19 protein-coding genes are annotated in these 26,178 nt (G+C 42.0%); 16 read left to right on the top strand and 3 right to left on the bottom strand.

The annotated features are described in order from the left end of the window. Positions 1-103 precede the first annotated feature (103 nt). The 4 genes from fabZ to J2S11_RS11320 all read left to right on the top strand — a co-directional run bounded on the left by fabZ (position 104) and on the right by J2S11_RS11320 (position 9,541). Complete coding sequence (fabZ, locus tag J2S11_RS11335; RefSeq protein ID WP_307394607.1) at positions 104-535, top strand: 3-hydroxyacyl-ACP dehydratase FabZ; 432 nt, start codon at positions 104-106, stop codon at positions 533-535. A gap of 262 nt (positions 536-797) precedes the next feature. Next, the gene (uvsE, locus tag J2S11_RS11330) at positions 798-1,763 is read left to right on the top strand and encodes a UV DNA damage repair endonuclease UvsE (RefSeq protein WP_307394605.1); all 966 of its coding nucleotides are present in this window, start codon (positions 798-800) and stop codon (positions 1,761-1,763) included. A gap of 392 nt (positions 1,764-2,155) precedes the next feature. Next, positions 2,156-7,465 (top strand): S8 family serine peptidase, encoded by a 5,310-nt coding sequence (locus J2S11_RS11325; protein ID WP_307394604.1) that lies wholly within the window; start codon positions 2,156-2,158, stop codon positions 7,463-7,465. A 462-nt stretch (positions 7,466-7,927) separates the two neighbouring features. Next, positions 7,928-9,541, top strand: a complete 1,614-nt coding sequence (locus J2S11_RS11320; protein WP_307394602.1) for a gamma-glutamyltransferase family protein — start codon at positions 7,928-7,930, stop codon at positions 9,539-9,541. Between the two features lie 332 nt (positions 9,542-9,873). Here J2S11_RS11320 and J2S11_RS11315 read toward each other — a convergent pair whose 3' ends face one another. Next, complete coding sequence (locus tag J2S11_RS11315) at positions 9,874-10,323, bottom strand: Lrp/AsnC family transcriptional regulator (RefSeq protein WP_307394600.1); 450 nt, start codon at positions 10,321-10,323, stop codon at positions 9,874-9,876. Positions 10,324-10,451: 128 nt separating this feature from the next. On the opposite strand from J2S11_RS11315, the gene J2S11_RS11310 reads away from it, so the two are divergent. The 6 genes from J2S11_RS11310 (at position 10,452) to J2S11_RS11285 (ending at position 15,891) form a co-directional block, all read left to right on the top strand. After that, positions 10,452-11,030, top strand: coding sequence for a chromate transporter (locus J2S11_RS11310; protein ID WP_307394599.1), 579 nt, complete (start codon positions 10,452-10,454; stop codon positions 11,028-11,030). Positions 11,031-11,145: 115 nt separating this feature from the next. Beyond that, complete coding sequence (locus tag J2S11_RS11305; RefSeq protein ID WP_307394706.1) at positions 11,146-11,676, top strand: chromate transporter; 531 nt, start codon at positions 11,146-11,148, stop codon at positions 11,674-11,676. A 257-nt stretch (positions 11,677-11,933) separates the two neighbouring features. Continuing rightward, positions 11,934-13,367 (top strand): NAD-dependent succinate-semialdehyde dehydrogenase, encoded by a 1,434-nt coding sequence (locus J2S11_RS11300; RefSeq protein WP_307394597.1) that lies wholly within the window; start codon positions 11,934-11,936, stop codon positions 13,365-13,367. Positions 13,368-13,691: 324 nt separating this feature from the next. Beyond that, on the top strand, positions 13,692-14,849 hold the full coding sequence (locus J2S11_RS11295; protein WP_307394595.1) for an AimR family lysis-lysogeny pheromone receptor: 1,158 nt from the start codon (positions 13,692-13,694) through the stop codon (positions 14,847-14,849). Between the two features lie 4 nt (positions 14,850-14,853). Continuing rightward, positions 14,854-14,985: a hypothetical protein gene (locus tag J2S11_RS11290; RefSeq protein ID WP_307394593.1), complete on the top strand. Its 132-nt coding sequence runs from the start codon at positions 14,854-14,856 to the stop codon at positions 14,983-14,985. A gap of 396 nt (positions 14,986-15,381) precedes the next feature. Further along, positions 15,382-15,891: a hypothetical protein gene (locus tag J2S11_RS11285; protein WP_307394591.1), complete on the top strand. Its 510-nt coding sequence runs from the start codon at positions 15,382-15,384 to the stop codon at positions 15,889-15,891. Positions 15,892-16,027: 136 nt separating this feature from the next. Here the strand turns inward: J2S11_RS11285 and J2S11_RS11280 are convergent, their stop codons facing one another. Next, positions 16,028-16,687, bottom strand: coding sequence for a hypothetical protein (locus J2S11_RS11280; protein WP_307394589.1), 660 nt, complete (start codon positions 16,685-16,687; stop codon positions 16,028-16,030). Between the two features lie 622 nt (positions 16,688-17,309). Here J2S11_RS11280 and J2S11_RS11275 point away from each other — a divergent pair. Then, on the top strand, positions 17,310-17,993 hold the full coding sequence (locus tag J2S11_RS11275) for a transcriptional regulator (RefSeq protein WP_307394588.1): 684 nt from the start codon (positions 17,310-17,312) through the stop codon (positions 17,991-17,993). 292 nt (positions 17,994-18,285) lie between these two features. On the opposite strand, the gene J2S11_RS11270 is transcribed toward J2S11_RS11275, so the two are convergent. Further along, positions 18,286-18,456, bottom strand: coding sequence for a hypothetical protein (locus J2S11_RS11270; protein WP_307394586.1), 171 nt, complete (start codon positions 18,454-18,456; stop codon positions 18,286-18,288). A gap of 70 nt (positions 18,457-18,526) precedes the next feature. On the opposite strand from J2S11_RS11270, the gene aepX reads away from it, so the two are divergent. The 5 genes from aepX to J2S11_RS11245 all read left to right on the top strand — a co-directional run bounded on the left by aepX (position 18,527) and on the right by J2S11_RS11245 (position 25,983). Beyond that, the gene (gene aepX, locus J2S11_RS11265; RefSeq protein WP_307394585.1) at positions 18,527-19,426 is read left to right on the top strand and encodes a phosphoenolpyruvate mutase; all 900 of its coding nucleotides are present in this window, start codon (positions 18,527-18,529) and stop codon (positions 19,424-19,426) included. Continuing rightward, positions 19,423-20,559: a phosphonopyruvate decarboxylase gene (gene aepY / locus J2S11_RS11260; protein WP_307394583.1), complete on the top strand. Its 1,137-nt coding sequence runs from the start codon at positions 19,423-19,425 to the stop codon at positions 20,557-20,559. Before aepX ends, aepY begins: the two co-directional genes overlap by 4 nt. Before the next feature lie 205 nt (positions 20,560-20,764). Beyond that, the gene (locus J2S11_RS11255; RefSeq protein ID WP_307394581.1) at positions 20,765-21,895 is read left to right on the top strand and encodes a 2-aminoethylphosphonate aminotransferase; all 1,131 of its coding nucleotides are present in this window, start codon (positions 20,765-20,767) and stop codon (positions 21,893-21,895) included. Next, entirely contained in the window at positions 21,892-22,635 is a 744-nt protein-coding gene (locus J2S11_RS11250; protein ID WP_307394579.1) for a YheC/YheD family protein, read from the top strand. Before J2S11_RS11255 ends, J2S11_RS11250 begins: the two co-directional genes overlap by 4 nt. Before the next feature lie 303 nt (positions 22,636-22,938). Further along, positions 22,939-25,983 carry a lamin tail domain-containing protein gene (locus J2S11_RS11245; protein WP_307394578.1) on the top strand — a complete coding sequence of 1,015 codons (3,045 nt, stop codon included), beginning with the start codon at positions 22,939-22,941 and terminating at the stop codon, positions 25,981-25,983. The last annotated feature ends 195 nt before the right edge of the window (positions 25,984-26,178 follow it).

The raw sequence follows: 26,178 nt of genomic DNA, 5'->3' as shown, positions 1-26,178 counted from the left end.
AAACCCCACATTCCTAGGAAAATGAGGGTTGTATCTATTTTGTCATGCCTGAGCCTGGATTATGCTAAGGAATAATTGTAAATAAAAATAAGGAGAGGATACTATGTTAACAACGGAGCAAATTAAGGAAATCATTCCACATCGCTATCCCTTTTTACTTGTCGATCGAATTATAGAGCTAGAGAACGGAAAGCGTGCTGTGGGAATTAAGAATGTTACTGCCAATGAGGAGTTTTTTACGGGGCACTTTCCTGAATACCCTGTCATGCCTGGAGTGCTTATTGTTGAAGCCTTAGCGCAAGTAGGTGCAGTTGCTGTACTTAATATGGAGGAGAATAAGGGGCGTATTGGCTTTCTAGCGGGTATAGATAATTTTCGCTTTAAGGGTCAGGTTACACCAGGAGATCAGCTTATCCTAGAGGTAGAAATGACACGTTTAAGAGGATCAATCGGAAAAGGACATGCTGTAGCAAAAGTGGATGATCAGATTGTTGCTGAAGGAGACTTAATGTTTGCTTTAGGAGACAAACAGTAAACGTTGAAATATAAGAAACATGTCTGCTTTTAAAAAAGCAAATAACAACGAGTAACGTGTAATGCCACATATAAAGTACGAGAACAAAAAACACATCGGAAAGAACGATGTGTTTTTTGTTCTTTATCATAACATTATCTTGTTACTTTGTCATTCATTAGGGCATAGTACCTAATGTGGAAAAACTACGCTCCTTTCTTAGTTGGTGCTAAAGTATGAACCAGAGAATCGAGGATAGAGAACGAGTGTGGAGGTAAAAGACATGACAACTGTTCGTCTTGGCTATGTAGCGATGAGCGTAAATCTGCAAAACAGTTCCCCTTCTCAAACGATGACTTTTAAGCAATTTTCACAGTTAGAGGATCGTGAGGCAGCTGTACGTAAGCTGGAAAGAATTGCTCAATCTAATGTAAAGAACTGCTTACGTTTGCTAAGACATAACGTAGCTCATGATATTCTTTTTTTTCGCTTAAGTTCAAGATTGGTGCCATTAGCTACGCATCAAGAGTTAGATGGCTGGGATTATATGAAAAGCTTGACGAAAGAGCTTAACGAGCTAGGAGAGTTTATAAATAAGCATCAGCTCAGAGTGGATTTTCATCCCGACCACTTCGTTCTGCTCAATTCACCTAGGCCTGAGGTCTTCAAAGACTCTTTAGTGAACTTAAGAATGCACTTTGCTTTATTAAAAGGAATGAAGCAAAACACTGTCCATCGTTGTGTCATGCATGTTGGTGGGAATTACAAGAATACCGACGAAGCCTTAGAACGATTTGTGTCGAATTGGGCTAATGTGCCTAAAGCGATACAGCAGATGATTATGCTTGAAAACGATGATAAATCCTTTGATCTCATCCATACCTTATATCTTTGTGAAAAGCTAGGTATTCCTCTCGTATTTGACTATCATCATCATTTAGCCCACAACCAAGATACGCATTGGGAAAATGAATGGGGGAGAGTCCTAAAAACCTGGGAGCATTCCCCACTACCAGTGAAAATGCATATCTCCAGTCCGAGAAATGAAAAGCAATTCAGAGCGCATGCTGACTTTGTAGATGGACGTATGTTTATGGACTTTTTGCGGAAGGTGAAAGGGAGTGTTCCGCACATTGATTGCATGATAGAGGCCAAGCAGAAGGATAGTGCTTTGTTTCGGCTGATGGAGGATTTGAAGGAGCATGAGGACATTGAAATCATAGATGGGGCAAGCTTTAAGCTAAAGTAATTTCAAGGACAGCAATGTATCAAACAAAATATCAAACAAAGTATCAAACAAAGTATTAAATAGTCAGACAGTATTAAACAGTCAAACAGTATGAAACAAAGTATCAAACAAAGATAAAACAGTATCAACAATGTTTTAACACTGCATAACCAGATTGTATAAAACACGCTGGGCCCAGGAAGTAGGGACACGACAGCGTGTTTTTTTATATTGTCTGTTCTTTATTCTAAATTTTATAAAGTTTAAAACACAATATAACTAGTCTGAATATTCTTAATAGGTAGATAGTAGGAGGGAGCTGAATAAAAAATGCATCAAAAGTTGGAAAGACAACTTTCGCAAAATGCTGAATAATATTAATTGCAACATAAAATGAATTAGGAGGAGATGGAATGAACGTTAGGGCGAGAAAAAAGTCGCAACTTGCACTTTGCTTAATTTTCATCATGATCTTCACCTCATTCTCTAGCTTCGCAACAGCAACAGGACAAGCAGGTGTGGTGGATGTTTCTCTTAAGGAAACGACACAGCTAACTGCTCAGGAGAAAATCAGCACAGAGGTTCAGCAAGCGCTAGAGCATGATCAATATGTGGAAGTACTTATTAAGCTCACAGAGCAAGTGGACAGTACTCAGGTTGCAGAAGATGCACAGCAGAGTCTCTCTGCTAATGCAACAGATTTTCAAAAGAAAATGCAGGCTAGGTATGCCGTTGTTGATGCTTTAAGCACGACAGCTAAACAGAGCCAGCAGGATCTATTAAAGTTTTTAGAGCAGGAGGAGGCTAAAGGGACGGTAAGAGATATTCAAAGCTTTTACATTGTAAATATAATCTCAGCTACCGTGTCTGAGCGTGTGATTGAGGAGCTATCCTATCGTACAGATGTGCAAAAAATCCTGTTTAACGAAACTATTCAGCTGGAGCTTCCGGAAAGAACGGTAAGCTTACAGGAAGAAATGAAGACACAGAACGACAATGTTGAGTGGAATATTGATCGTGTCGAAGCACCTGCTGTATGGGATACGTATGGTGTAGACGGATCAGGAATTGTAGTAGGGATGATCGATTCTGGAGCTCATTGGCAGCATGAAGCGCTGAAGGAAAAATGGCGCGGCTATGACCCTGCTAATCCAGATCAGCCGAATCCTACAGGAAACTGGTTTGATGCAGTGAGCGGTCAGCCGCTACCTTATGATCTTGCTCTTCAACCTCATGGAACTCATGTTATGGGGACGATATTAGGTCAGGATCCAGCTGGGCAAAATAAAATTGGTGTGGCACCTGGAGCCAAATGGATTGCAGCTAGAGCCTTTACCGAGTTCGGAGGAAGCTCTGCTCATATCTTAGCTTCAGCAGAATTTATGCTTGCTCCAACAAATGAGAATGGACAAGCTGATCCAAGCTTAGCTCCGGACATTGTTAACAATTCATGGGGTGGCGGATCTGGACTTAATGAGTGGTTCCGTCCAATGGTTGAAGCTTGGAGAGCTGCAGGTATTCTCCCTGTCTTCGCAGCTGGAAACACGACTGGAGGGTCAGTCCCTGGTTCAGTAAGTGTACCTTCAAACTATCCGGAGAGCTTTGCAGTTGGAGCGACGGATATCAATAACCTTAGAGGAAATTTCTCCAATCAAGGTCCAGGGCCGTATGAAGGGGATGTTAAGCCTGATATAGCAGCTCCGGGAGTTAATATTCGTTCTGCTGTTCCAGGAGGGTATGAGGCTGGATGGAACGGAACTTCAATGGCTGCGCCACACGTAGCAGGAGCAGCAGCATTGTTGTTATCCTTAGATTCTAGCTTGACTGTCGATGACTTAGAAGAGATTCTGATAGACTCAGCGATACCAACAACAGATAATCAGTATCCAGAAGCACCTAACTACGGATATGGTCATGGGTTGTTGAATGTCTTTGATGCTGTATCATCAATCGCATCAGGAAGAGGAGTCATTACGGGCTCAGTCTTGATTGAAGGAAGTGACCATAACCCAGCTGTTATTGATCATAATCCTATTGATGATGCGTTTGCAGGACTAGATGTACCTATTTCTGCAACGATAACAGACGATGTAGCTGTTTCAAGAGCGGAGCTCTGGGTGAAACAGTCAGCGTCTCCATATTGGATTGTCATTCCAATGAGTCGCACATCAGGAGACCACCAGGGTGGGGTTTATGAAGGAACCATCCCTTGGATGTTTGTCGATGAACCAGGCTTTACCTATCAAATTAAAGCAGTAGATTACGGACGAAATCTTTCTGAAACAGAAGAATATTCTGTGGATGTTATCTTTGGTGTCGTCCCTGATGCATACAGCCAGGATTTCTCTGAATATCCGATTGGCTGGGTGCTTGATGGGGATTGGGATTGGGGTGTACCTACGGTAGGTCCTGAGCCATTAACTGGTGATAAACTAGTGGCAACCAACCTCAGCGGCAACTATTCAGCCAATTCAGATAGTCAATTACTTTTACCTCCATTAGATCTTCGTAACACAGAGGAAGCCTCGTTACGATTAGATCATTGGTATGATATCGAATTAAACTTCGATGAAGGAGTTATTGCCATATCTGATGACTTTGGAGAGACTTGGGAGATTGTCGAGTCCTTTACCGGTAGAGATCAGCAATGGCGTTCTCTAGTGGTTGACCTGAATGCATATGCAGGATCAGAGTCCCCAGTATTTGCCGTATTTGCTTTCTTCTCCGATAATTCTGTGCATTATCCAGGCTGGTATATCGATCAGCTTCAGCTAGTAGGAGTAGATGAAGAAGCCCCAGATGCTCCGACTAACTTAGAAGCAAACGTTGGTAGTGCAGGTGTCCATTTATCCTGGACAGCTTCGACAGCCAATGATATTCATGGATATAACATTTATCGTTCAGAGAACGGTGGGGAGTTAGAGCAACTCGCTCAAACGTCTGGAACCTCCTACAGTGATGCAGCTCTGGAAGGTGGTACAGAGTATACGTACGTGGTGACAGCTTATGATTACTCAGATAATGAAAGTGAGTATTCAAATGAGGTAACCGTTGTAGCTCCGTACATTACCCTTGTGTATAGTACTGATTTTGAAGAAAATGATGGTGGTTTCACTACTGGTGGAACAAATAACTCATGGGCGTGGGGTGTTCCTACATCAGGTCCAAATGAAGCTGCTTCAGGTGAAAGGCTCTGGGCTACGAACTTAAGTGGTAACTATCCTAATTCATCAAACAGCTACATTGAGTCACCGACTATTGATTTAAGTGGGCTTGAATCGGCAGAATTAACCTTTGCTCACTGGTTTAGCATTGAAAATAACTATGACTTTGCCTATGTTAGAGTGAGTGCAGACGGTGGTGAAACATGGGATACCCTAGCTACGTACACAAATCGCGTTGCGTTATGGGATACTCCTACACTATCACTAGAAGAGTATGTAGGTGAAGAAATCTTAATTCGTTTTGTCTTTACATCTGACAACATCGTAGCTTACCCAGGTTGGTATGTCGATGATGTAACTGTGGTAGGAACGACAGGGGATACGGAAGAAGAACAAGAGGATCAGCGTATCGAACTACAGCCAATTGATAGGCCTTCGATAGGCAATAGTAGTGCTAACCAATCCTTAGGTGCCGTCAACAGGCTAACTCCTACAATCAATAAGGAGCTTGTTGATAAAGGTACTAAAGCACCTGAAAAAGAACTTCTTCCTGAAGAAAATGAAAAGAAAGCTAATGACTCAACTCAATTAAAAGTTGAGGAAAGATTACGCGCCATTGAGCTACAGCAAGATGAATCAGGATATGTGTATACGATGAGCACGGATAAGGAAGAGCTTGAAATGCAGCTATTACGTGCAGGTGGTCTTCCGGTTGATGCTTATGTTACTGTCCTTGAAACAGGAAGAACGGTACGAACAAATCCAGCAGATGGAACGTATCGTATCCTACACCCATCAGGCTCTTGGACATTGCAGGTAGAATCCTACGGATACTATACGCAAACTGATACAGTTGAGCTTGGTGAAGATGAAACGGTCGTTAAGAACTTCCTTCTTGATCCAGTTCCTAGAGGGGACGTTCAAGGACAAGTGATTAATGAACGTAATGGAGAACCTATAGAAGGGGCAAGTGTTCGTGTTGTTGAGGACGCCCGTATTCCAACTGTAGAAACAGAGGAAGATGGATCCTTTACAATCTCTAATGTGATTGAAGGAAGCTACACACTTGATGTTCGTGCAGCTGATTATATCAGTGATACGAAGGAAATTGTAGTGGTAGGTGGAGAAACGACTGAGGTGCTTGTGCAGCTCAAGCCGTTTATAGGCTACGATGATGAAATCGCCTATGATGATGGCACAGCCGAGAATGCGCGTGCCTTCTATGATGCCGGAAACGGTTGGGCCGTACGAATGACTCCGGATGGAACAGCACAAGTGAGAGGTGCTTCTGTCTATCTATGGGGGGCTGACTGGCCGATTCCTGGTGCAGACACCTTCTCAGTAGCCGTATATGATAGCCAGCCTGATGGTTCTCCAGGAGAAATGGTGATTGCACCAGTTGTTGTAGAGGGAGAACGTGGTGGCTGGAACTATGTAGATCTATCTGAGCATGGCTTCACAACGGATCAGGACTTCTATGTTGTTGCTGTCCAAGTTGGAGCTAATCCGAATACTCCTGGAGTGGGTATGGATGAGAACGGACCGTTTTCGCAACGCTCCTACATGGTAGTAAATGGCGCTTTCCAACCGTTTGATGCTTCCTACGGGAACGCAATGGTTCGAGCAAGCGTGGGCTACTCACTAGATTCACCAGTAATTCTGAGTCCAGCAGAGGATACGTATACGAATGAAAGTTCCATTTTAGTAGAAGGGACTGTAACGATTGACAGTCTTGTTACTCTATACCGTAATGGAGAAGTAGCCACAACTGTTCAAAGTGAAGACGGGGCATTTAGCTCGGAGCTTGACCTAGTTGAAGGAGAAAACGTGATTACCGCAACAGCTACAATTGATGCGGGTGAAACAGATCCTTCAGCTCCAGTAACGGTTGTGAAAGACACGTATGCTCCACAAATCACTATCCTTTCACCAGCAGATGGAACGGTTACGAACAGGGAAGTCATTAATGTTCACGGAGTAGCGTTAGACGACAACCTGGACACTGTAACTGTTAATGGACAAGCTGTGAATGTGAGTGAAGTTGGAGAATTCTCTCAACGTGTCATTCTTGATCCAGGTGAAAATGTCATTTCCGTAGTGGCAACTGACCTAGCAGGGAATGAGACAACTAAACAAGTTACGGTACACGTTAGCCTTGATGCTCCAGATATCAGTGATATCCAGCCAGCAGAGGATCAATATCTTGCACCAAACGAAACATTAGAGGTATCCTTCCATAGCTCTGCACATGGTGGGTCAGCTAGCTTCTACCTAACGATTCCACTTACTGGAGATGAAAATGTTGAGAATGAGCTAGCTGCTAATCGCATTCAAATGACTGAGGTTGAACCAGGCTACTACGTTGGAACATGGAACGTTACGCCAGGTATCGTCTTAAATGGTGCGGTCATTGAAATTGAGCTTGTCGATGCGGCCGGCAATCGTGCTACCGCTGTAGCCAACGGTAAAGTCTTTGTAAATAGCTTCAATAAAGTTATTGATCTTCCAGATTCAAGTGATGATCTATTAGATGACGGGGAAGAAGCTACTTTAGACTAAAGGCTAAAAAGTAGTTGAAGGGTACACCTCAGCTGAGAGCCGAGGAAAAACCTCCATGGAATAAAAATTAAAACTAAATAGCAAGAAGATTAACAGGCTGGAATAGATGTCTAATGTGGTGTATTCCTCCATTAGGTAAATCTAGAGCTAGGCTGTCCTGAAGCAACCTTTTGATGCTTAATCAAGGCTGTTCCAAGAAAATCTTGGAACAGCCTTTTTATCTTGGAGAAAAATCTAGTGATTTTGGTGGAAAGTTGTATAGCATTAATCTATGACGCTATAGGGAGTTTTGTAGACTTTCAAAAAAACATCATTTATAATAAAAAACAAACAATTTGTTATCATTTTTTATAGATTCCTTACATCATTATATTTTTTTCTCATACATTTTTAAAAAATGTAGAATTGTTCGTTTGTCTTGTCTAAGATCAAGACTATTTTAATGCTAGGGGGAACATGTCAATGCCTCATTATGATTCTCTGTACTATCCGTATGCTTCTCAGCGTACAACTGTATTCGCGAACAAAGGGATGGTTGCTACATCACAGCCTTTAGCCGCTCAGGCCGGACTGGATATCATCAAAAAGGGTGGGAATGCCATCGATGCTGCTATTGCAACGGCAGCCTGCTTAACCGTCCTTGAGCCTACCTCAAATGGCATAGGGGGAGACGCCTTTGCTTTAGTTTGGACAAAAGGAAAGCTTCACGGCTTAAACGCTAGTGGACCGGCCCCTCAAAGCCTTTCTATTGATGCTCTTAAGGCACAAGGTCACACGGAAATGCCTAAGTTTGGCTTAACTCCAGTTACCGTTCCTGGTGCCCCCTCTGCTTGGGTTGCCCTATCTGAACGTTTCGGGAAGCTTCCTTTAGAGGAAGTCCTTCAGCCAGCGATTCAGTATGCCGAAGAGGGTTATCCTTTAACGCCGATTCTAGGGAAGTATTGGTTGTCAGCCTATAAAAACTACTCAGCAAACTTAAAGGGAGACGAGTTTAAAGCTTGGTTTGAGACGTTTGCTCCTAAGGGGCGTGCTCCTCAAATTGGAGAGGTATGGAGCTCTGAAGGCCATGCCAAAACGTTGAGATCCATAGCTGAAACTAAGGGTGAGTCATTTTACCGTGGAGAAATTGCTCAGCAAATTGATACATTTTCCAAACAGTACGGTGGATATATTCGCTATGAGGATCTAGCGCAATATCAGCCTGAATGGGTTGATCCCATTAAAGTTCATTACAAAGGCTATGATGTGTGGGAGATTCCACCAAACGGGCAAGGGTTGATTGCCTTATTAGCTTTGAATGTACTGAAAGGCTATACGTTTACGGAGAAGGAAAGTACAGAAACGTACCATAAACAAATCGAAGCGATGAAGCTAGCGTTCAGTGATGGCTTAGCGTATATCACTGATTCAAAGCATATGAAGGTGAAGGTAGAGGATTTACTTTCTGACAAATACGCTGAGCAACGTCGTGCCTTAATTGGAGAGGAAGCTCTAACTCCAGAAGCAGGGCAGCCACCAAGGGGTGGTACGGTGTATCTGGCTACGGCAGATGGGGAAGGGAATATGGTGTCCTTTATCCAAAGTAACTATATGGGCTTTGGTTCAGGTATCGTGATTCCTGGAACAGGTATTGCGCTACAGAACCGTGGACATAATTTTTCGCTGGATCCAGCTCATGATAACGCCCTTGCACCAGGTAAAAGAACACTCCATACGATTATCCCGGGCTTTTTAACCAAGGGAGATCATGCCGTCGGGCCATTTGGCGTGATGGGTGGTTTTATGCAGCCACAGGGTCATGCTCAGGTGGTGATGAATACGATTGATTTCGCTTTGAATCCACAAGCGGCATTAGATGCACCGAGATGGCAGTGGATGAAGGATAAGGTTGTACATGTTGAACCTCATTTCCCAGATCATATTGCTCAAGCGTTAGTGCGTAAGGGACATCAGATTCATAAGACGATCGATACAGGAAGCTTTGGAAGAGGACAAATCATTTGGAGAGATCCTGAAACAGGTGTGCTTAACGGGGGGACGGAGTCGCGTACAGATGGAGCGATTGCCGCTTGGTAGAAAATTGAGTAGAATGATCATTTGACAAGTTATATGGCAGGATAAAAGAGGTTGTTCTGTTTAAAAATATAGAAAAAGAAAAGGGGCTAGCTCAGAATGTGACTTGAAACCTGGTTACTAGATAGCATATCTAATGAACCATGGGTATCATCACGAACTGAGTCAGCCCTTAGCCTTTTTCTTTTGTTCAACTTTTGGAACAGCATATAGCTAGATGCCGCTAGATAAATAGTTACTTCTATCAACAGGAATCTAGACTGGAATTCCTATCGGATAGGAGCTCTTTAATAGCGTCCTACAGCAATAGAGCCATTTTATTCTCAAAAAAATTCTTAGAGCTTTAAACCGTTACGACTCTTAAAACGGCGTAATAGAATATGACTTTCTACTCGGTTGATTCCTTTTAGGGCGTAAAGCTCTTCATTAATAAAATGCTCTAGCTCAACAAAGTCCTGAACTAAAACGTGCATATGCAGCGTACTAGGTCCTGTCATCTGGTAGCAGCTTGCTACCCGAGGATTTTCAGCCAGTTCTTCAGCTACAGAAACAAGGGCTGTTGGCTCACAATCCACTTCAAAGAAGGCGGATACCGTTTTGCCCACTTTTTCGGAATTGATGACGACGCTGAATTTTTCAATGACACCTTCATCCTTTAACTGATTCACACGCTCCCTAACGGAAACATGAGAAAGACCTAGCTCTTTGGCTAAATCAACATATGACATGCGTCCATTGTCGGTAAGGAGCTTGATAAGCTTTAAATCAATGTCATCTAATTTCATTTTATCACCTTATTATTTGTTCATATCTCTCATTCAGAGATACGTTGACTAGCATTCATTATATACAAAGATAGATGTACTGTCATCCAAGATTAGATCAATATTAACTGAGGAGGTACACTGTACCGATGGATTTTAAGCTACAAAGAGATATTTTTATCGCTTTTTTCCGCTCCTCTATGCTGGGCTATGGAGGGGGACCCTCAACAATCCCTTTGGTCCATAAAGAGGTTGTCGAGCAATATAAATGGATGGACGACAATGAGTTCAGCGATGTCTTAGCATTAGGCAATACGCTACCGGGTCCTATTAATACGAAGATGTCTGGCTATATCGGCTATCGTGTAGGAGGCATCGTTGGGCTACTTAACGCTACGATTGCAACCGTACTACCTACTGTCATTTTAATGATTGTTCTTATAGGGTTTCTAGCTTCGCTAAGGGATTCTCCTATCGTTCAGGGCATGACGCAAGCGATTGGACCTGTGGTAGGAGTGATGCTTCTAACACTAGCGTATTCTTTTTTCAAGCAATCACAAAAAGGTCTAGGCTGGACCGCAACTATATTGTTAGGGGTTATTAGTTTAGTGTCTTATCAATTTCTACACTTACACCCTGCCATTCTGATTGGTGTGTTACTTATCTATGGATTGCTAAGTGGGGCGAAAAAACCTGAACAAGCTAAAGTGGAGCAGAAAAAGGAGTAAATTTTAAGTGGGTAAACTTTTATGGAAATCAATTATGACTTACGGGGGTTACAAGCCTGTAAACCTATAAATGGGAGAAAATAAATTTAACGAGAAGTAACGGAGGAAGCTTATGCTGTTGTACTGGCACATCTTTTTAGCTTTTTTTATACCGGGGATTGTTGGTTATGGTGGAGGTCCTTCATCTATTCCCCTCATTCAAATTGAGGTGGTTAATCGTTATGGTTGGCTGACGAATGATCAATTTGGTGAGCTTCTGGCTCTGGGAAATGCATTGCCTGGTCCTATCGCAACGAAAATGGCGGGTTATATCGGCTATGAGGTAGGAGGCTGGTTTGGCTCCTTCATGGCTTTATTTGCTACAGTTGCACCAACCTTATTGGCTATGATTTTATTATTAGGACTTTTATATAAGTTTAAGGATTCACCAAAGGTCAAAAAAATGACGGGACTGATTCGTCCTACGATTGCTGTTTTATTAGGCGTTTTAGCGTATGAGTTCTTTTTTAGCTCTTGGGAGGATTCAGGGACTCTTCAAACGATTTTTATCGGGGGAGCTAGCTTGCTGCTGATGGAACAATGGAAGGTACACCCTGCGTTTGTGATTCTAGGTGCTCTGGTTTACGGAGCAATCTTTCTGAGCTAAGGCTTTACGGTTTTAAAAGGTGTAGATACAAAAAACACAAAGAGGTTACTTCTTTAAGGAAGAGCCTCTTTTTTAAATGTTCTCCTAAAGAGATATACTAATTTAATGTATTATTCTAGTTTTTAATCTCTGTAAAAGTGGGAAAGTATACGATAAGTGTTAGTTATAAAAGTTGTTACAAATGAAAGGTGAGCCATCCAACGTATACAAGGTCTTAATTCGTGTCCTGAGCTAAAAAACAGAAGGAGGAAGCTAAGATGAAGAAAGCAAAGCTATTTATTAATGGAGATTGGTGTGATCCTGTATCGTCCGATGAGGTTTTAACGATTCGTAATCCTGCCACTGGGGAGACAGTGGGAGAAGTAGCCTCGGCAGGTAAAGAGGATGTACAAAAAGCGATAGATGGAGCAAGTGAAGCGCTAGAGGGCTGGGCAAGACTAACGGCCAAGAAGCGTTCTGAACTTTTATATAAATGGTATCAACTCATTCTGGATCACCAAGAGGAGCTAGCCCATTGCATTACTAAGGAGATGGGTAAGCCCTACAAGGAAGCACAGGGTGAGGTTGTGTATGCGGCTGGGTTTGTCGAATGGTATGCGGAGGAAGGAAAGCGGGTATACGGTGAAACGATACCTGCTGGAGACCAAGACAAGCGTATCCTAGTTCTAAAGCAGCCTGTAGGTGTAGTGGCAGCCATTACACCATGGAATTTCCCGGCAGCAATGATCACACGGAAAATAGCACCAGCCTTAGCGGCAGGCTGTACGGTGGTAATTAAGCCTTCTAGTGATACTCCTTTGACGGCAGTAAGGTTAATGGAGCTAGCCCAGGAGGCAGGCTTCCCAAGGGGAGTGATACAGCTGACACCGGGCTCTGCCTCTGCGTTTTCAGAGACCTGTATGAAGGATGAAAGGGTTCGAAAGGTCACGTTTACCGGATCAACAGAGGTTGGTAAAATCCTGATGGAGCAAGGCTCTGAGCAGCTAAAGAAACTTTCCCTAGAGCTGGGAGGTCACGCTCCATTAATCGTTTTCGATGATGCGGATCTAGACAAGGCTGTGGCAGGAGTGGTTGGCTCCAAGTTCCGTAACGCTGGCCAGACCTGTGTGTGTGCGAATCGGGTCTACGTTCAAGAAGGGATTTATGAGCCATTTATTGAACGGTTTGCTCAGGAGGTACAGAAGCTTAAGGTTGGGAATGGAGAGGAAGAAGGAGTCGATATTGGTCCCCTCATTAATGAAGATGCCTATGAAAAAGTCGATCAGCACGTTCAGGATGCTGTAAAGCATGGAGCAACTGTGGTTTGCGGAGGTTCAGGGTCAACCTCCTCGGGAACGTACTTTTATGAGCCTACCATCCTTAAAAACGTGTCTCAGTCTATGATTATTATGAATGAGGAAACCTTTGGTCCTGTTGCGCCGATCCAATCCTTTAAGACTCAAGAGGAAGCCGTAGAACTGGCTAATCATTCTCCTTACGGCTTGGCTGCCTACTTTTTCACGGAAAATCTAGCTCGTGGAATGCGAGTAGCTGAAGGGCTGGAATATGGAATAGTGGGCTGGAACGATGGCTTACCCGCCGCTGCACAGGCTCCATTCGGAGGCTGGAAGGAAAGTGGTATAGGAAGAGAAGGTGGACGTCAAGGGATCGAAGCCTTTTTAGAAACGAAGTATGTCTCTATTCATTTGTAATTCATTGTAAGTAAGTTTTCTCAGGGTGTCCCGTTTTTATGGATCATAAGCCAAGCCTTATTTGGTTTCTATGATCTGTAGAAACGGGACTTTTTCTTTGTCATTTTGTCGAGTATGGTAAAATTAATGAAGATAAAATACGCAAATTTTAAATTTTAACTTGACCAAAGTTGAATGGTGTTATAAATTGTAATTACACCTATTATCAGAATATTCCTTGAATAATTTTAGCAAAAATTGAAAATTGACCTACAGGATTTGGCGAGATTCAGCAGAATTTAATGATTATTGTTTTATTTTATTTGGATTAGTAGGGGGAAGAAGATGTTAAAGGTACATATTCTTAACCATTTAGACAACAAACAAATGGGGCAAAAGAAGCTAGCTCAGATTGTTGGGGTTAGTGAATCAACAATATCGAGGTTCCTTAACGATCGTGATGAATTGAAATTTGAGACCGTTTTAAAGCTAATTAAGGAGCTGTTTCCAGATAAAGAAAAAGAGTATATGGCTGAGTATGCTCCAACTCAAAAAAGCATGAACGCTAGGTTTTGTATGGAATACTGTATGATTTATCGACTATGGGATATTACCGAAGGACTTGTGCAAAATCTATATGACTCCTCTAATCCTACAGATAGAGAATGGGCCAAAATTTATGATTTAGAGCTCATGCGTGTTAAGGGTGAGCTAAATAAGGATGAGCTCCTGCATGCGTTGAAAAAGTACTTTCCAAATACGGTAGAAGTACAGATCCTTCATACGTTTATTACGGCGTACATCTATTATGAAATGAACAAGCAAAACCTAACCTTTGAATTACTAGATGGGTTAGAACAACAAATCAATAGCATTAAAAGCTTGTTCATGAGAGACTGCTTAAACATTAGGCTGGGCATGCTGATGAACGTTGTCTATCTTTATCAAAACGAGGTAGATAAGGCTAGAGAGTATAGTATGAAGGTGATTGAGCAGGATGTGATTCCCCATGTTAAAGCGATAGCCTATGATAATCTGGGACAATCCTACCTTTTTGAAGACTATGAGAAAGCCAAGGAACATCTTGATCGGGCTAAGCTCATGTATTTGCAAACGGGGAAAGAGGAATACGCTAGAACGAGTGAACGGACATTATCCTTTATTGAATCCTATTGGAGAATTGATCGGGAGTTTACCTTAGAATTATCGGAGGACCCTATAACTCAAGCGAACTATGCTTACTATTTACTGCAACGCGGAGACTTAGATGGGGCAAAAAAGCTGTTAAATGAATTAAAGGAGGACATTTTTTCAGAATGGGACAAGCCCTTTTATTATTACTATAAAGGGTTAGTAGAGCAGGACAAGCTATTTTTCTATCATTCTGTGAAAGGATTTAAATCTGTTGAAAATGCATTTCATTTACAATTACCCCTTCAAGAGCTTGAGAAGCTAGGCGAGGAAAAGGTTTTACTAGAGATATTTTCATATAAAGGAGGATGAGCTTATGAAAAAAGTAAAAGTAGCCCTACTCACAGCCCTACTCATTGTTCTTGTACAGTCACTCAGTATGCCTTTAGCCAGTGCAAATCCGCATAAAGGTTATACAATTTACTGTACCAATGATTTTTCACAGTAATGATTATCCACAGTAATGAATTTCACATGGAATGATTGTGAGAAGCATGAATAAGAAGTATTTATAAATTTTTCAGCATTTCTTTCACGAAAGTTTGTGACAGAAGTGCTTTTTTTTGAGCAGATATTGAATCATGATCTCATTCGTTTCGAAGAATACCAGTCTATTTCTCAAAAATACAGTTACTTATAAACTTTAATTTGAATGGAGATCAGTCGATATAAAAATAGAGAAGAAAAATAAATTGAGAAGCAATCCTTCTAATAGATGTAAGCAGAGTACCCTAAGTGTATAAGCACCTAAGAGAGGTTCGAAGATAGATAAAGAAATGCGTAAGCTATTATATTTGTCACTAACGTAGGCATATCTATTACACTTATAGAAAGGAAGATTAGTATGAGAATCTCTGGAGCACCTTCTACCCCTATGTCGCTGCAAGCAACAGGGAAACTAAAAGGATACGGTTTACAAGGTTTAAGTCAAAATAAATTTCTAGAAAAGGCAATTCAAATTGCGTTCAGCGATGCTTCAGCTGAAGAGAAAAAGCTGATGTTCCAAAACCTAAAGGAGGAGATGGATTCTGAAGGTACAAAAGCTCAATTAGAAGAGCTTGAGAAGCTCCAGGAACGGATTAATGAGAAAGCTAGAGAAGCGGTAGCTAGCACCCCAGAATTAGTAACTGAGAGAGTAGCAGAGTCAGGCGCTGAATATGTAGGAGAGAATGAACAAGGCGATGTGGCTGTTATTTCTAAGCAGGCTGTTAAACAATATAAAACATCTTCCTCCAGTTCTAGCTCTAGTGCTTCTTCCGATTCAAACGCTTCCTCAAGCTCAAGCTCCAGTATTTCCTCCAACCAGAGCTCCTCTTCATCAGAGTCAGCATCGGCATCTGAAGCGTCCATGTAATGAAGGATGACATACTGCAAAATCCTTATCCTTCTCTTAGATACTTTAGTAGCTTAAGAGAATGGGATAAGGATTTTTTTGTGATTTATCAACCTTTTAGCTTACTCATGCTATTAGGCTGACGGTATTTAGATGATTATACTGACTCTTCCTTCTTCTTTTTCTCGGGAAAGATCGTATAAGACCAAGACCAGATGGTATCTATGATAAAGATGATCATCCATATACGACTGACTTGCATAATTGTCTCATGCTGAAAAGGTGCATGGCTAAGCTCCTCTTCACCAAACCAGGACCAATCTGTAACATAGTCAAGAGGAGACGCGCCATCTGTCCCGTAGAGAATCCAAAAAATAGCGTGGGCAACGAAAAAAACAAGAGCGTGTAGATACCAGCTAAATCTATATTTTTTAGCAATCACTCCAGGATCCTTTTCAGCTTTAATGATCGACATGTCTTTTTCAGTGAGTAAGTTCTTTCCTTTCCACTTTCCAACCTTCTTCTTTATGTACCGATCTAGCTTTTTAAAATCCCCAATTCCAAACGTACAGGCATATAGGATAAAGATAAAAACAATAATCTGAAAGGATTCAATCACTCCAGTTTGTTGATAAACAAACCAAGCCAAAGCTGCTTCTCCTAAGGTAATGGCAAAAAAGAGGAGTAGAAAGATAGAGCCCAACTTTTGACGTTCTAACGCATAGCGAAATAGCAGAAAGGTGGCAAGGCATAAAAAAGATAACACCTCAGCCCCTATAAATAACTCCCATTGGTATTGGATCAAAAAGTCTTGCATATTGTTCCTCCTTTTAGTGTGTCTTATAGTGTGGTATATTGTGTGTCTACAGAGAGTCATATGGAAACCGTAAGTTAAATGGATAAAATCAATTAACCCCCTTGTTCAACCGACTTATGTATACCGACTTGTACAGGGTGATTTTTTCATAACGAATAGAAATAAATTAATCCTAAAAAAATCAGCTTGTTTTATAAGAGCGTAAGAACTAATACGAAAAATTTTTAATGGAGTTTCCGTTATAAACAGTGTGGTATTTCTAAAGCTCTGTTTTAATGTTTTTGTGATATAATCTTATTACCTAAACTACCTACAACCACCTAAAAATTTCTTAAATCAGAGTATCCCCCAGTACTCTACCTTTCTTCTTTACAGAGTATATCTTTCCCCTGTTTAGTATAATAGTTTCTCTTTTTCTTCATAGATTTCCCCTTTCTTTTTATTAGTAAAAAGCGTCTTATCTATCTACATAGCAGAGAGTAACCTTCATTTTTTACCAAGCAAAGCATCTTGTCTTTCCTGAGAGTCCCCTTCTTTTTACCAAGCAAAGCAAAATCATGAGATAGTATCCTTTACCTAAAGTAAGTTTACCTTAATTATTTCTTAGAAAGTGGGTGTAATAGTGATTATTAACGATTCTAATCTTGAAGCATGGCTTGAAAAACATATCGCTGTTGAAACAAATCCGAGGAGACGGGAGCTTCTCAAAAAGGGCTTGGGACACGCAACTAAGGATTTCCTGAGAACCATTTGGCTGCCTACCGTTGGAAACTTGGACCATTTATATCCTGAGTGGGAGATGCGAGACCTTAACAGTCGCTATCGATATATTGATCTTGCCTATATGCCAAATGGGGCGAAAGGTTGCATAGAAATTCATGGCTACCGTTCACATGCAAGAGATATAGAAGCATGGCGATTTAAAGATTTATGTATGAAACAGGCTTTGCTAAGTCTTGATGATTGGTTGTTTCTCCCCATAGCTTATTTGTCAATTAAGGAAGAACCTGAGTTGTGTAGGCAACTGGTACTTTCTTTCATCGGCAAATTTGTTTCAATGTCCGTTACAGCTAATATTGGCTGGGCAGAGGCAGAGTCAATTAGATATGCCCGCAGATTATTAAGACCTTTTACTGCGGAGGAGCTTGCTGAACATTTGCAGCGATCCGTTAGACAGGCTAGACGTACATTGAAACAGCTTGTTGTCATGGAGGTATTTGTAGTCGTAGATCATAAACAAAGGTACCGCTCATATCAGCTTGCTGATCGTACAGCTCGCGCTCTAACGGACAAAAATGACTCTTAGAGCAGGAAAAGTGCCAGTTCTCTCTTCTAACGGTCAAAATTGCACCTTAGGCTACAAATTGTTGTGTTTATCTCTGAATTTTCCTTCTAAGGGTCTCATATGTCCATTAGAAAATACAGGTGACCTATTTTACTCTGTAAGGTGCAAAAATGTCCGTTAGATACCCCTTTGCGCATTCGCCAGTAAATCGCTTCTCTCCCTGCGCTTCCAGCATCTCATCGACTCAATCGATCCAAACCCTACAGTTCCCGCTCCTCAGTTCCCGAGTCTAAGCCTCCACTTGCCCCATGCCTCACGCGCATCCGCCCACGATTCCTGCTACCCTGTGTCTCATCTGCCGTACATCCAGCTGCCCCGTCTCACCATGCCTCAATGCGCTACCGTGCCTCACTCGCGCCTTACCCCATATTTCGCCACACCTCCATGTGCCCATACGACCTAACCAGATAACATTTTCAACCACTTTGCCCACTCTCTTCTCATTCCACTTGCATAAATTGGCTATAAAGCTTTATGTGGGAAGGGGTTTTTTCGTGAAAAAAACGTCAAAGCTTAAACAGCTTTTTCAAACAAAAAATCTAGAGTTTTTAATGGAAGCACACAATGGATTATCAGCCAAGATAGTGGAAGAGACAGGATTTAAAGGCATTTGGGCTAGTGGGTTAGCTATATCTGCCGCAATGGGTGTACGAGACAATAACGAAGCTTCCTGGACACAGGTGCTGGATGTGTTGGAATTTATGAGCGACGTAACGTCCATTCCTATTTTACTAGATGGGGATACGGGCTACGGTAATTTCAATAACGCTAGGCGGCTTGTAAGGAAGCTAGAGCAACGTCAGATAGCAGGAGTGTGTATCGAGGATAAGCAGTTTCCCAAAACAAACTCTTTTATAAATGGGCATACGCAGCCCCTTGCTGATATAGAGGAGTTTTGTGGCAAGATCAAAGCGATGAAGGACACTCAAAACGATGAAGACTTTATGGTTGTAGCCAGAGTGGAGGCGTTCATTACAGGATGGGGGCTAGAAGAAGCTTTGCGAAGAGCTGAAGCATACGGACAATCGGGTGCTGACGCCGTTCTCATACACAGTAAAAGAGCGGATCTTGAGGAGATAGAAGCCTTTATGAAAGGGTGGAATAGTGCGGTTCCAGTAGTGATTGTACCAACAAAATATTACTCCGTACCCACCAAACGAATTAAGGACCTGGGGGTCAGTGTTGCCATTTGGGCGAATCACAATGTAAGAGCGTCCCTTAATGCGATGCAAAGCATTTCAAAGCAAATTTTCGATGCCCAAAATCTCCTTGAGGCCGAGGGCAAGGTAGCGAGTGTAGATGAGATATTTAGACTGCAAGGGGCTGAAGAGCTCCAAACTGCTGAGCAGAAGTATCTTCCTTCAGGACAGGTCAAACGAGCTGGGGAATCATGATCTCAACGGAATTGTTTGGCGAACAATTAAAAAGCCTAGGATATCAATTTTTTACTGGGGTTCCTTGCTCTAGCTTAAAATATCTCATTAACTATGCGATTAACGATTGTGAATATATAGCAGCAGCTAATGAAGGTGATGCGGTGGCTATTGCAGCAGGAGCATACACGGGAGGACAGAAATCGGTCGTTTTAATGCAGAATTCAGGATTAGCGAATGCCATCTCACCATTAGTATCTCTTAATCATCCCTTTCGGATACCGGTGCTTGGCTTTGTCAGCTTACGTGGTGAACCTGGTGTACCAGACGAACCTCAGCATGAGCTCATGGGGGAAATCACAACGACACAGCTAGAGCTGATGCAAATCAAGTGGCAGTATTTGTCCAAGGATTTGAACAGAGCATTGCAGCAATTGAAGGAGGCCAATAGTTGGATTGAAAAAAACGAGTCTTTCTTCTTTGTCGTCAAAAAGGGGACGTTTGATCAAGTGATTTTGAAAAAACAGGAGATCGATATAAGCCTGAATCAGGTCAGAGCCCTGAAGCAGCAAGAGGATCAACGGCCTTCTAGGCATGAAGCCCTTACAGTCATTAATTCCTTAAAAGACAAAGATACTATCCAACTAGCTACAACAGGAATGACAGGCCGTGAGCTGTACGAAATTGAGGACAGTCCTAGCAATTTGTACATGGTTGGTTCTATGGGATGTGTCAGTTCGTTTGGACTTGGAGTATCTCTTGCGCAACGTAGCACGAATCGGAATGTCGTCGTCATTGACGGAGATGGTTCCTTAATCATGCGTATGGGAAGTCTAGCGACCAATGGGACATATCATCCTCCAAATATGCTGCATGTTTTACTTGATAATAACGCTCATGACTCAACAGGAGGGCAAAGCACCGTTTCACATAATGTTCAATTTGTAGAGGCAGCTGCTTCCTGTGGATATGCAAAGTCCTTCTACGTTCACAATTTGACGGAGCTAAAAAACAGAATAGAAGAATGGAGACAATCGAAAGGACTAACATTTCTCCATTTAAAGACGGCGAAAGGTCATAAGGAAAAATTAGGTCGTCCAAAAATTAAGCCTTATGAAGTCAGACAGAGATTACAGTTGTATCTTAAAGAATGAATCAGTTCAATGCTTCGTCTTAGAATTGAAAATAAAATGTGAAAATATTAATAATAGGGAATTTCTTATCTAGTAAATGATCCATTGTAAATGATCCACTATAAATGATGCATTATAAAATGATTCATTATAATAGATGAGCTATAAGAAGCTCTGCTATAACAAAATTACTGGTAGAGCAACGTACAGGGAAGGTGGTGTTGACATGAAAAGCATAACGAGAAATATCTTACTTAACCCTGGTCCTGCTACAACAACGGACAGTGTAAAGCTGGCACAGGTTGTTCCAGACATTTGTCCCCGTGAAGCACCATTTGGTCACTTGATGAAGTCTGTTTCTATAGAATTGACCAATCTAGTAAGTGACCCCGAACATTACACCACAGTGCTGTTCGGTGGTTCCGGGACGGCGGCAGTGGAGGCGATCCTTAGCTCGGTTGTTGGTCAGGACACTGTGCTTATTGTTCAAAACGGAGCGTATGGGAAGCGAATGTGTGAAATCGCTCAAGTGTATGATCTAGATGTAGAGGAGTTTAAAAGCCCTTGTGACGCTCCCATCGACCTACATGCCTTGGAAACATTGATTCAGCTCTCCCCTCGGAAAATTTCACACCTGGCCATTGTCCATCATGAGACGACGGTGGGTCTTTTAAACGATATACAATCGATTGGAGATATGTGCAAGTCATACAACATCGATTTAATTGTGGATGCGATGAGCTCGTATGGGGCCGTACCGATTGATATGGAAAAGATGAATATTAGCTACTTAGCTGCAAGCTCCAATAAGAACCTGCAAGGAATGGCGGGAATATCCTTTGTGATCGCGGATCAAAGCAAGCTAGACAGTCTGAAGAATAACCAACCTAGGAATTATTACTTAAACCTATATGCTCAACATGACTATTTTTCTAAAACACAGCAAATGCGTTTCACTCCTCCCGTACAAACGTTTTACGCGCTCAAGCGAGCGATAGAAGAGTTAAGGGAAGAAGGACTAGAAGCAAGGTACGCAAGGTATGCGAAATCATGGGAGACATTAATCCAGGGTATTTCTAGACTTGGGCTCAAGCATCTTGTTGAAGCAGAACACCATTCTAAGCTGGTGACAGCCATTCTTGAGCCTGATTGTGCAGCATACAGCTTTAAGGAGATGCATGATTATTTTTATAGTAAGGGATTTACGATTTACCCCGGTAAATGGGAACAATTAAATACGTTTCGAATCGCGAATATCGGAGACATAACATATAGAGATATCGAGGAATTTTTACGGTGGATGGAGCGTTATTTACAGCACATCAATTATATTCATCGAGAGGAGAATAGCTCATGAAACGAGGCGCTGATAAATGGGGAAAATATAAGTTTATGAAGGCTTCAGCCAATCTAGAGCTCCATCTACCCCCAACACTAAGATTGACTGAAGATACCTTCAGAAGCTTTATGAACACATATAGTGAGGTCATCGTGAAACCAGAATCAGGGGGAGGGGGAGCTGGTGTATACAGAGTAAGGGCACTGGCGGATGAGAGGTATGAAATTCACAAGGAAAGGAACAGAACAACCGTACAAGATTTGCAAAGTGCATATACTCATCTAAGTCGGAAAATAGGCTCAAGGAAATATATTATTCAACGTCGCATTAACCTAGCTACCGTAGACAATCGTCCATTTGATATCAGGGTCATTGTGCAACGCCAACGAAAATCCTCCAACTGGACGGTGACGGGAGAGATAGCCAAGGTGGCTGGTAAAGGATTCATCGTCACCAATATTTCTAGAAGCAAAGGGAGGCTGTTGTCTCTTCGAAGTGGGATCCGTAGGTCCTCCATTAGAAGCCTTCCTGTTCATTCTATTATTTCGGAAATCCATAGGGTAGCTTTACTGGCAGCTAGAAGATTGCAACTCTATTACCCGAGACAAAGGATTTTTGGAATGGATATAGGACTGGATCAACAAGGTCATGTATGGATCATTGAAGCAAATAGGGCACCATCAATGTCTCATTTTATTAAATCTGGTAACCGTACAATGTACAGGCGCATTATAAGGTTTAAGCGAGGGGTAAGCTGAGGAAATTCTATAGATGAACAAAGTGCACCGTGAACGGCTCCCAGCGCACAGTGTTGCACTGCATAATGGCGGTCGGCTGAGCACAAGCCTATGATGTATTCCAAAAGCTATACAATAAATTAACAATATTAACATTGAGAAGTGTATGTATTCTGTATATAATGAAAATGATAAATGAATCATTCGATGCGACGGGAAGAGATACGGAGTAACCCGAGCTTAGCACAGGATTGTGCAGAGCTTTTGGGTTGCTCCTTTTTTTATCCTCAAGTGCATCAGAAATCAGAAATGGAGGTTGAAAGGATGATTAGATCGAACAGGTCAGTAGCTTTATTGTTAACACTCTTATTAGTACTTCAAGCATTTTTTTCGTTTAGTGTAGGGACCGCAACGACGCTACATGCGGGACAAGAGTTGTATTCAATTAGGGAGCAGGTACCACCTGAACAAACCGCAATCCAGACGCCTGCTTTACTTATTACAGAAGTTGTTCCCCAGTCTTCTGGAGTGGGACAGCCCTATGAGTATGTAGAGATATTTAATAATACTTCCGAAGACATTGATCTTACTAACTATCAACTCCAATACTTTACCAGTAATATGAATAGTCCAGCTAATCGATGGACGATTACAGATAAGACCATTAAAGCTAAAAGCGCTCTCGTACTTTGGCTCAAAAAGTTTGATTACCCGCATGTGCCTTTGTGGGATTTTAACTCGAACTATGGAGTCTACTTGATACCGGAGCAAGTTTTTGAGGTTGAACTGACCACTTCAGCACAAGGCTTGCATGACTCCGCCTTACGCAAGGTCGGTATTGCAGGGCCAGACGGCGTACCGATTAGTACAGCTCTTATTAATGAAGGGACAAGAGATGGAATTGAAAATCGTAGTGTGCTTTATCAAGCAAACGGATCTGAAGTAAACATGACAAAGATAAGCAACAACGTTATCCCAACGCCAGGTACCTTAGCTCATGCTCAAGTACCCGGACCGAAAATGCCAGTACAATTAGTAGCAACACCTGGTAATCAGTTTGTTGACTTATCCTGGGACTCAGAGGATTCCGAGGCTGTCGCCTTTAACGTCTACTATAAGGGAGCTGGAGCAACGGGGTCCATTACTGTTACTGAACAAACCTATGCAACTGTTGATAGCCTCACTAATCATCAAGAATATCATTTTCGCGTCACGTCTCTTGATGCTGAGGGAAATGAGTCACCAGCTACCGCAGAGGTTATAGCCTTTCCCCAAGAGAACGTTGATGTGCATGCACCTGCTGTACCTACTGGACTAACAGCTCATCCGGGTAATGGGCATGTGACCTTAGAGTGGACCTCAAATAGTGAGCCTGATTTGGAGGGCTATCGGATTTTTATTAATGGCACATTATTCACTACTGTTTCAGCGGATGTTCAACGGTGGACTGTAGCCCCACTAGAAAATGGCAGGGAGTACACCTTTACTATCACAGCGTACGATCATGTAGGCAATGAATCTAGCAAATCAGAACCGATTACCGCTGAACCTCTGCAAGAGAGTGTGTCAATCCCTAGGCTTTTGATTACGGAAGCTGTGCCAGACACTCATAATTTTGCTGGCTATGATGCTTTTGAATATTTAGAGCTGTATAACAATAGTGCCGAATTCATAGATTTACAAGGCTATCGTATTCGATCTGGTAGCTGGGATGTCGAGATTACTGATTCCTTCAAGATAGCTCCCTGGGATACGGTTCTCTTTTGGACACGGAGAGCAGAAATTGAGCCTTTAACCCTAGAGGCGTTTAATAGCTACTATTTTTCTTCGTATTTTAGTAAATATCTCCCTGATGAACGTTTGAAAATTTTAGGGGGAATAGGTGGTTTAGTTAATAGTAATAATCAAACGATAACAGTCATTGATCCGAATGGGTTAGAAGTGGTTAAAGCCCACTATTCAGGTGATGATGTATCCGAATTAAGAGCTATTACGTTTGGTTATCCGCAGGATGGTAGTATTGTCATGGAAACGTTAGCCGGGCATCAGCCAGTTACACCAGGCTGGGTTGTAGCAGGTCAGGTTCCTTCACGTCCGCAGCAGCATACAGAAGCTCCACAAGCCCCCGCACATGTACAAGCTGTAGCGAGTGCAGGGCAAGCAGAAATAACCTGGGCAGCGAACTCTGAAGAAGACCTTTATCGTTATCATATTTATAAAAATGGTCAGCTAGAATTTTCAGTATCTGCAGCTGAACAGCAGTTTACAGTCTATTCTCTGTTAGGAAATCAGGAGACTACTTTTGAATTGACAGCGGAGGACATGTCTGGAAACGTATCAGAAAAATCAACTGCCGTTACAGTGACACCAAGTCATCAGCTGATCACTCAAGAAGAAAGAGTGATCCATTCTAAAGATCCGAAGTACAGTATGCTTTGGGAAATCAGTAAAGATGGACCTGTTATCCCTGGTCTGGCTCAGGATCTAGTCCCGCAAGGCCTAGGCTATGATGCAGAAAATGATTGGCTTTTAGCGATTTACTATTTAGATGATAAACGTCCAAGTACGATAGCTGTTATTGATGCCACAACGGAAGAACTCGTTAAAGCGGTTGTACTATATAACGAGGATGGTACCCCATATACAGGACATGCTGGTGGGATTACTGTGAGCCGTGAGCATGTGTGGGTCGCTTCAGAAACCTTTCTCTATCAAATGAAGCTAAGTGATTTGGTAGAAGCGGAGGATAATGAAGAGGTACGTTTTATAGAGCACATTCCTGTTCCAGTGAATGCTGCTTACAATGTTTATGCTGATGGAGTGCTGTGGGTTGGAGAGTTCTACGAAGCTAGAAGCTATCCGACAGATAGTAGCCATCATTTGGTTAACCGTGACGGTGACCTGTATTATGCTTGGATGGCTGGATACGTTTTAGATGAGCAAACAGATTCGCTCACTCCTGAGCAATGGTCGGAAAATAGTGGAGTATCAGCAACTCCTGATATGATCTTTTCGACTACAGAGAAGGTGCAAGGGGCAGTTATTTTAGAGGATCAAATTATTCTTAGTACCTCTTATGGCCGCGGGAACGATAGTACATTATTTAGGTACAATAATCCGTTGAGTGAAACACAGCATACGTCTGTTACGGTGAATGGCAAGGAGGTTCCTTTGTGGTTCCTAGACCGCCAGGCTAAGCCTGAGCAGCATAGTAGACTTGTGTTTGTCCCTATGTCAGAAGGGATCACGACCATTGGCAATCAATTGTATGTTATGACAGAGGCCGGAGCTACTAAATACCGATATACAACAACGTATCCTCTCGATCGCTTACTCATTGTAGACCTTGAGCAATGGCATAATTACTGAACAAAGCTTAACAATGCCTTAAATGATTCTTTACAAGAGATTAACACAAAGACTATTGAATTCTAAGAGAAACTTACTTATAATCAAAAGCAAGAAGATTAAGCCAATTATATAATGAGGATGATTAAAAGCATCTGGGTAGAGATGAGGAGAAAGCCCTGAGTGCGAAATGGATGTGTTTGTTGTGCAGCCATT

This window comes from Bacillus horti (assembly GCF_030813115.1).
GTDB classification, from domain to species: domain Bacteria; phylum Bacillota; class Bacilli; order Caldalkalibacillales; family JCM-10596; genus Bacillus_CH; species Bacillus_CH horti.
Note: the sequence above shows the minus strand (reverse complement) of the source record. Positions and strands in the feature narration are given on the sequence as shown.

Coding starts and splice junctions, on each gene's coding strand:
- fabZ (WP_307394607.1), top strand. CDS start 104: ATGTTAACAACGGAGCAAATTAAGGAAATCATTCCACATCGCTATCCC.
- uvsE (WP_307394605.1), top strand. CDS start 798: ATGACAACTGTTCGTCTTGGCTATGTAGCGATGAGCGTAAATCTGCAA.
- J2S11_RS11325 (WP_307394604.1), top strand. CDS start 2,156: ATGAACGTTAGGGCGAGAAAAAAGTCGCAACTTGCACTTTGCTTAATT.
- J2S11_RS11320 (WP_307394602.1), top strand. CDS start 7,928: ATGCCTCATTATGATTCTCTGTACTATCCGTATGCTTCTCAGCGTACA.
- J2S11_RS11315 (WP_307394600.1), bottom strand. CDS start 10,323: ATGAAATTAGATGACATTGATTTAAAGCTTATCAAGCTCCTTACCGAC.
- J2S11_RS11310 (WP_307394599.1), top strand. CDS start 10,452: ATGGATTTTAAGCTACAAAGAGATATTTTTATCGCTTTTTTCCGCTCC.
- J2S11_RS11300 (WP_307394597.1), top strand. CDS start 11,934: ATGAAGAAAGCAAAGCTATTTATTAATGGAGATTGGTGTGATCCTGTA.
- J2S11_RS11295 (WP_307394595.1), top strand. CDS start 13,692: ATGTTAAAGGTACATATTCTTAACCATTTAGACAACAAACAAATGGGG.
- J2S11_RS11290 (WP_307394593.1), top strand. CDS start 14,854: ATGAAAAAAGTAAAAGTAGCCCTACTCACAGCCCTACTCATTGTTCTT.
- J2S11_RS11285 (WP_307394591.1), top strand. CDS start 15,382: ATGAGAATCTCTGGAGCACCTTCTACCCCTATGTCGCTGCAAGCAACA.
- J2S11_RS11280 (WP_307394589.1), bottom strand. CDS start 16,687: ATGCAAGACTTTTTGATCCAATACCAATGGGAGTTATTTATAGGGGCT.
- aepY (WP_307394583.1), top strand. CDS start 19,423: ATGATCTCAACGGAATTGTTTGGCGAACAATTAAAAAGCCTAGGATAT.
- J2S11_RS11255 (WP_307394581.1), top strand. CDS start 20,765: ATGAAAAGCATAACGAGAAATATCTTACTTAACCCTGGTCCTGCTACA.
- J2S11_RS11250 (WP_307394579.1), top strand. CDS start 21,892: ATGAAACGAGGCGCTGATAAATGGGGAAAATATAAGTTTATGAAGGCT.
- J2S11_RS11245 (WP_307394578.1), top strand. CDS start 22,939: ATGATTAGATCGAACAGGTCAGTAGCTTTATTGTTAACACTCTTATTA.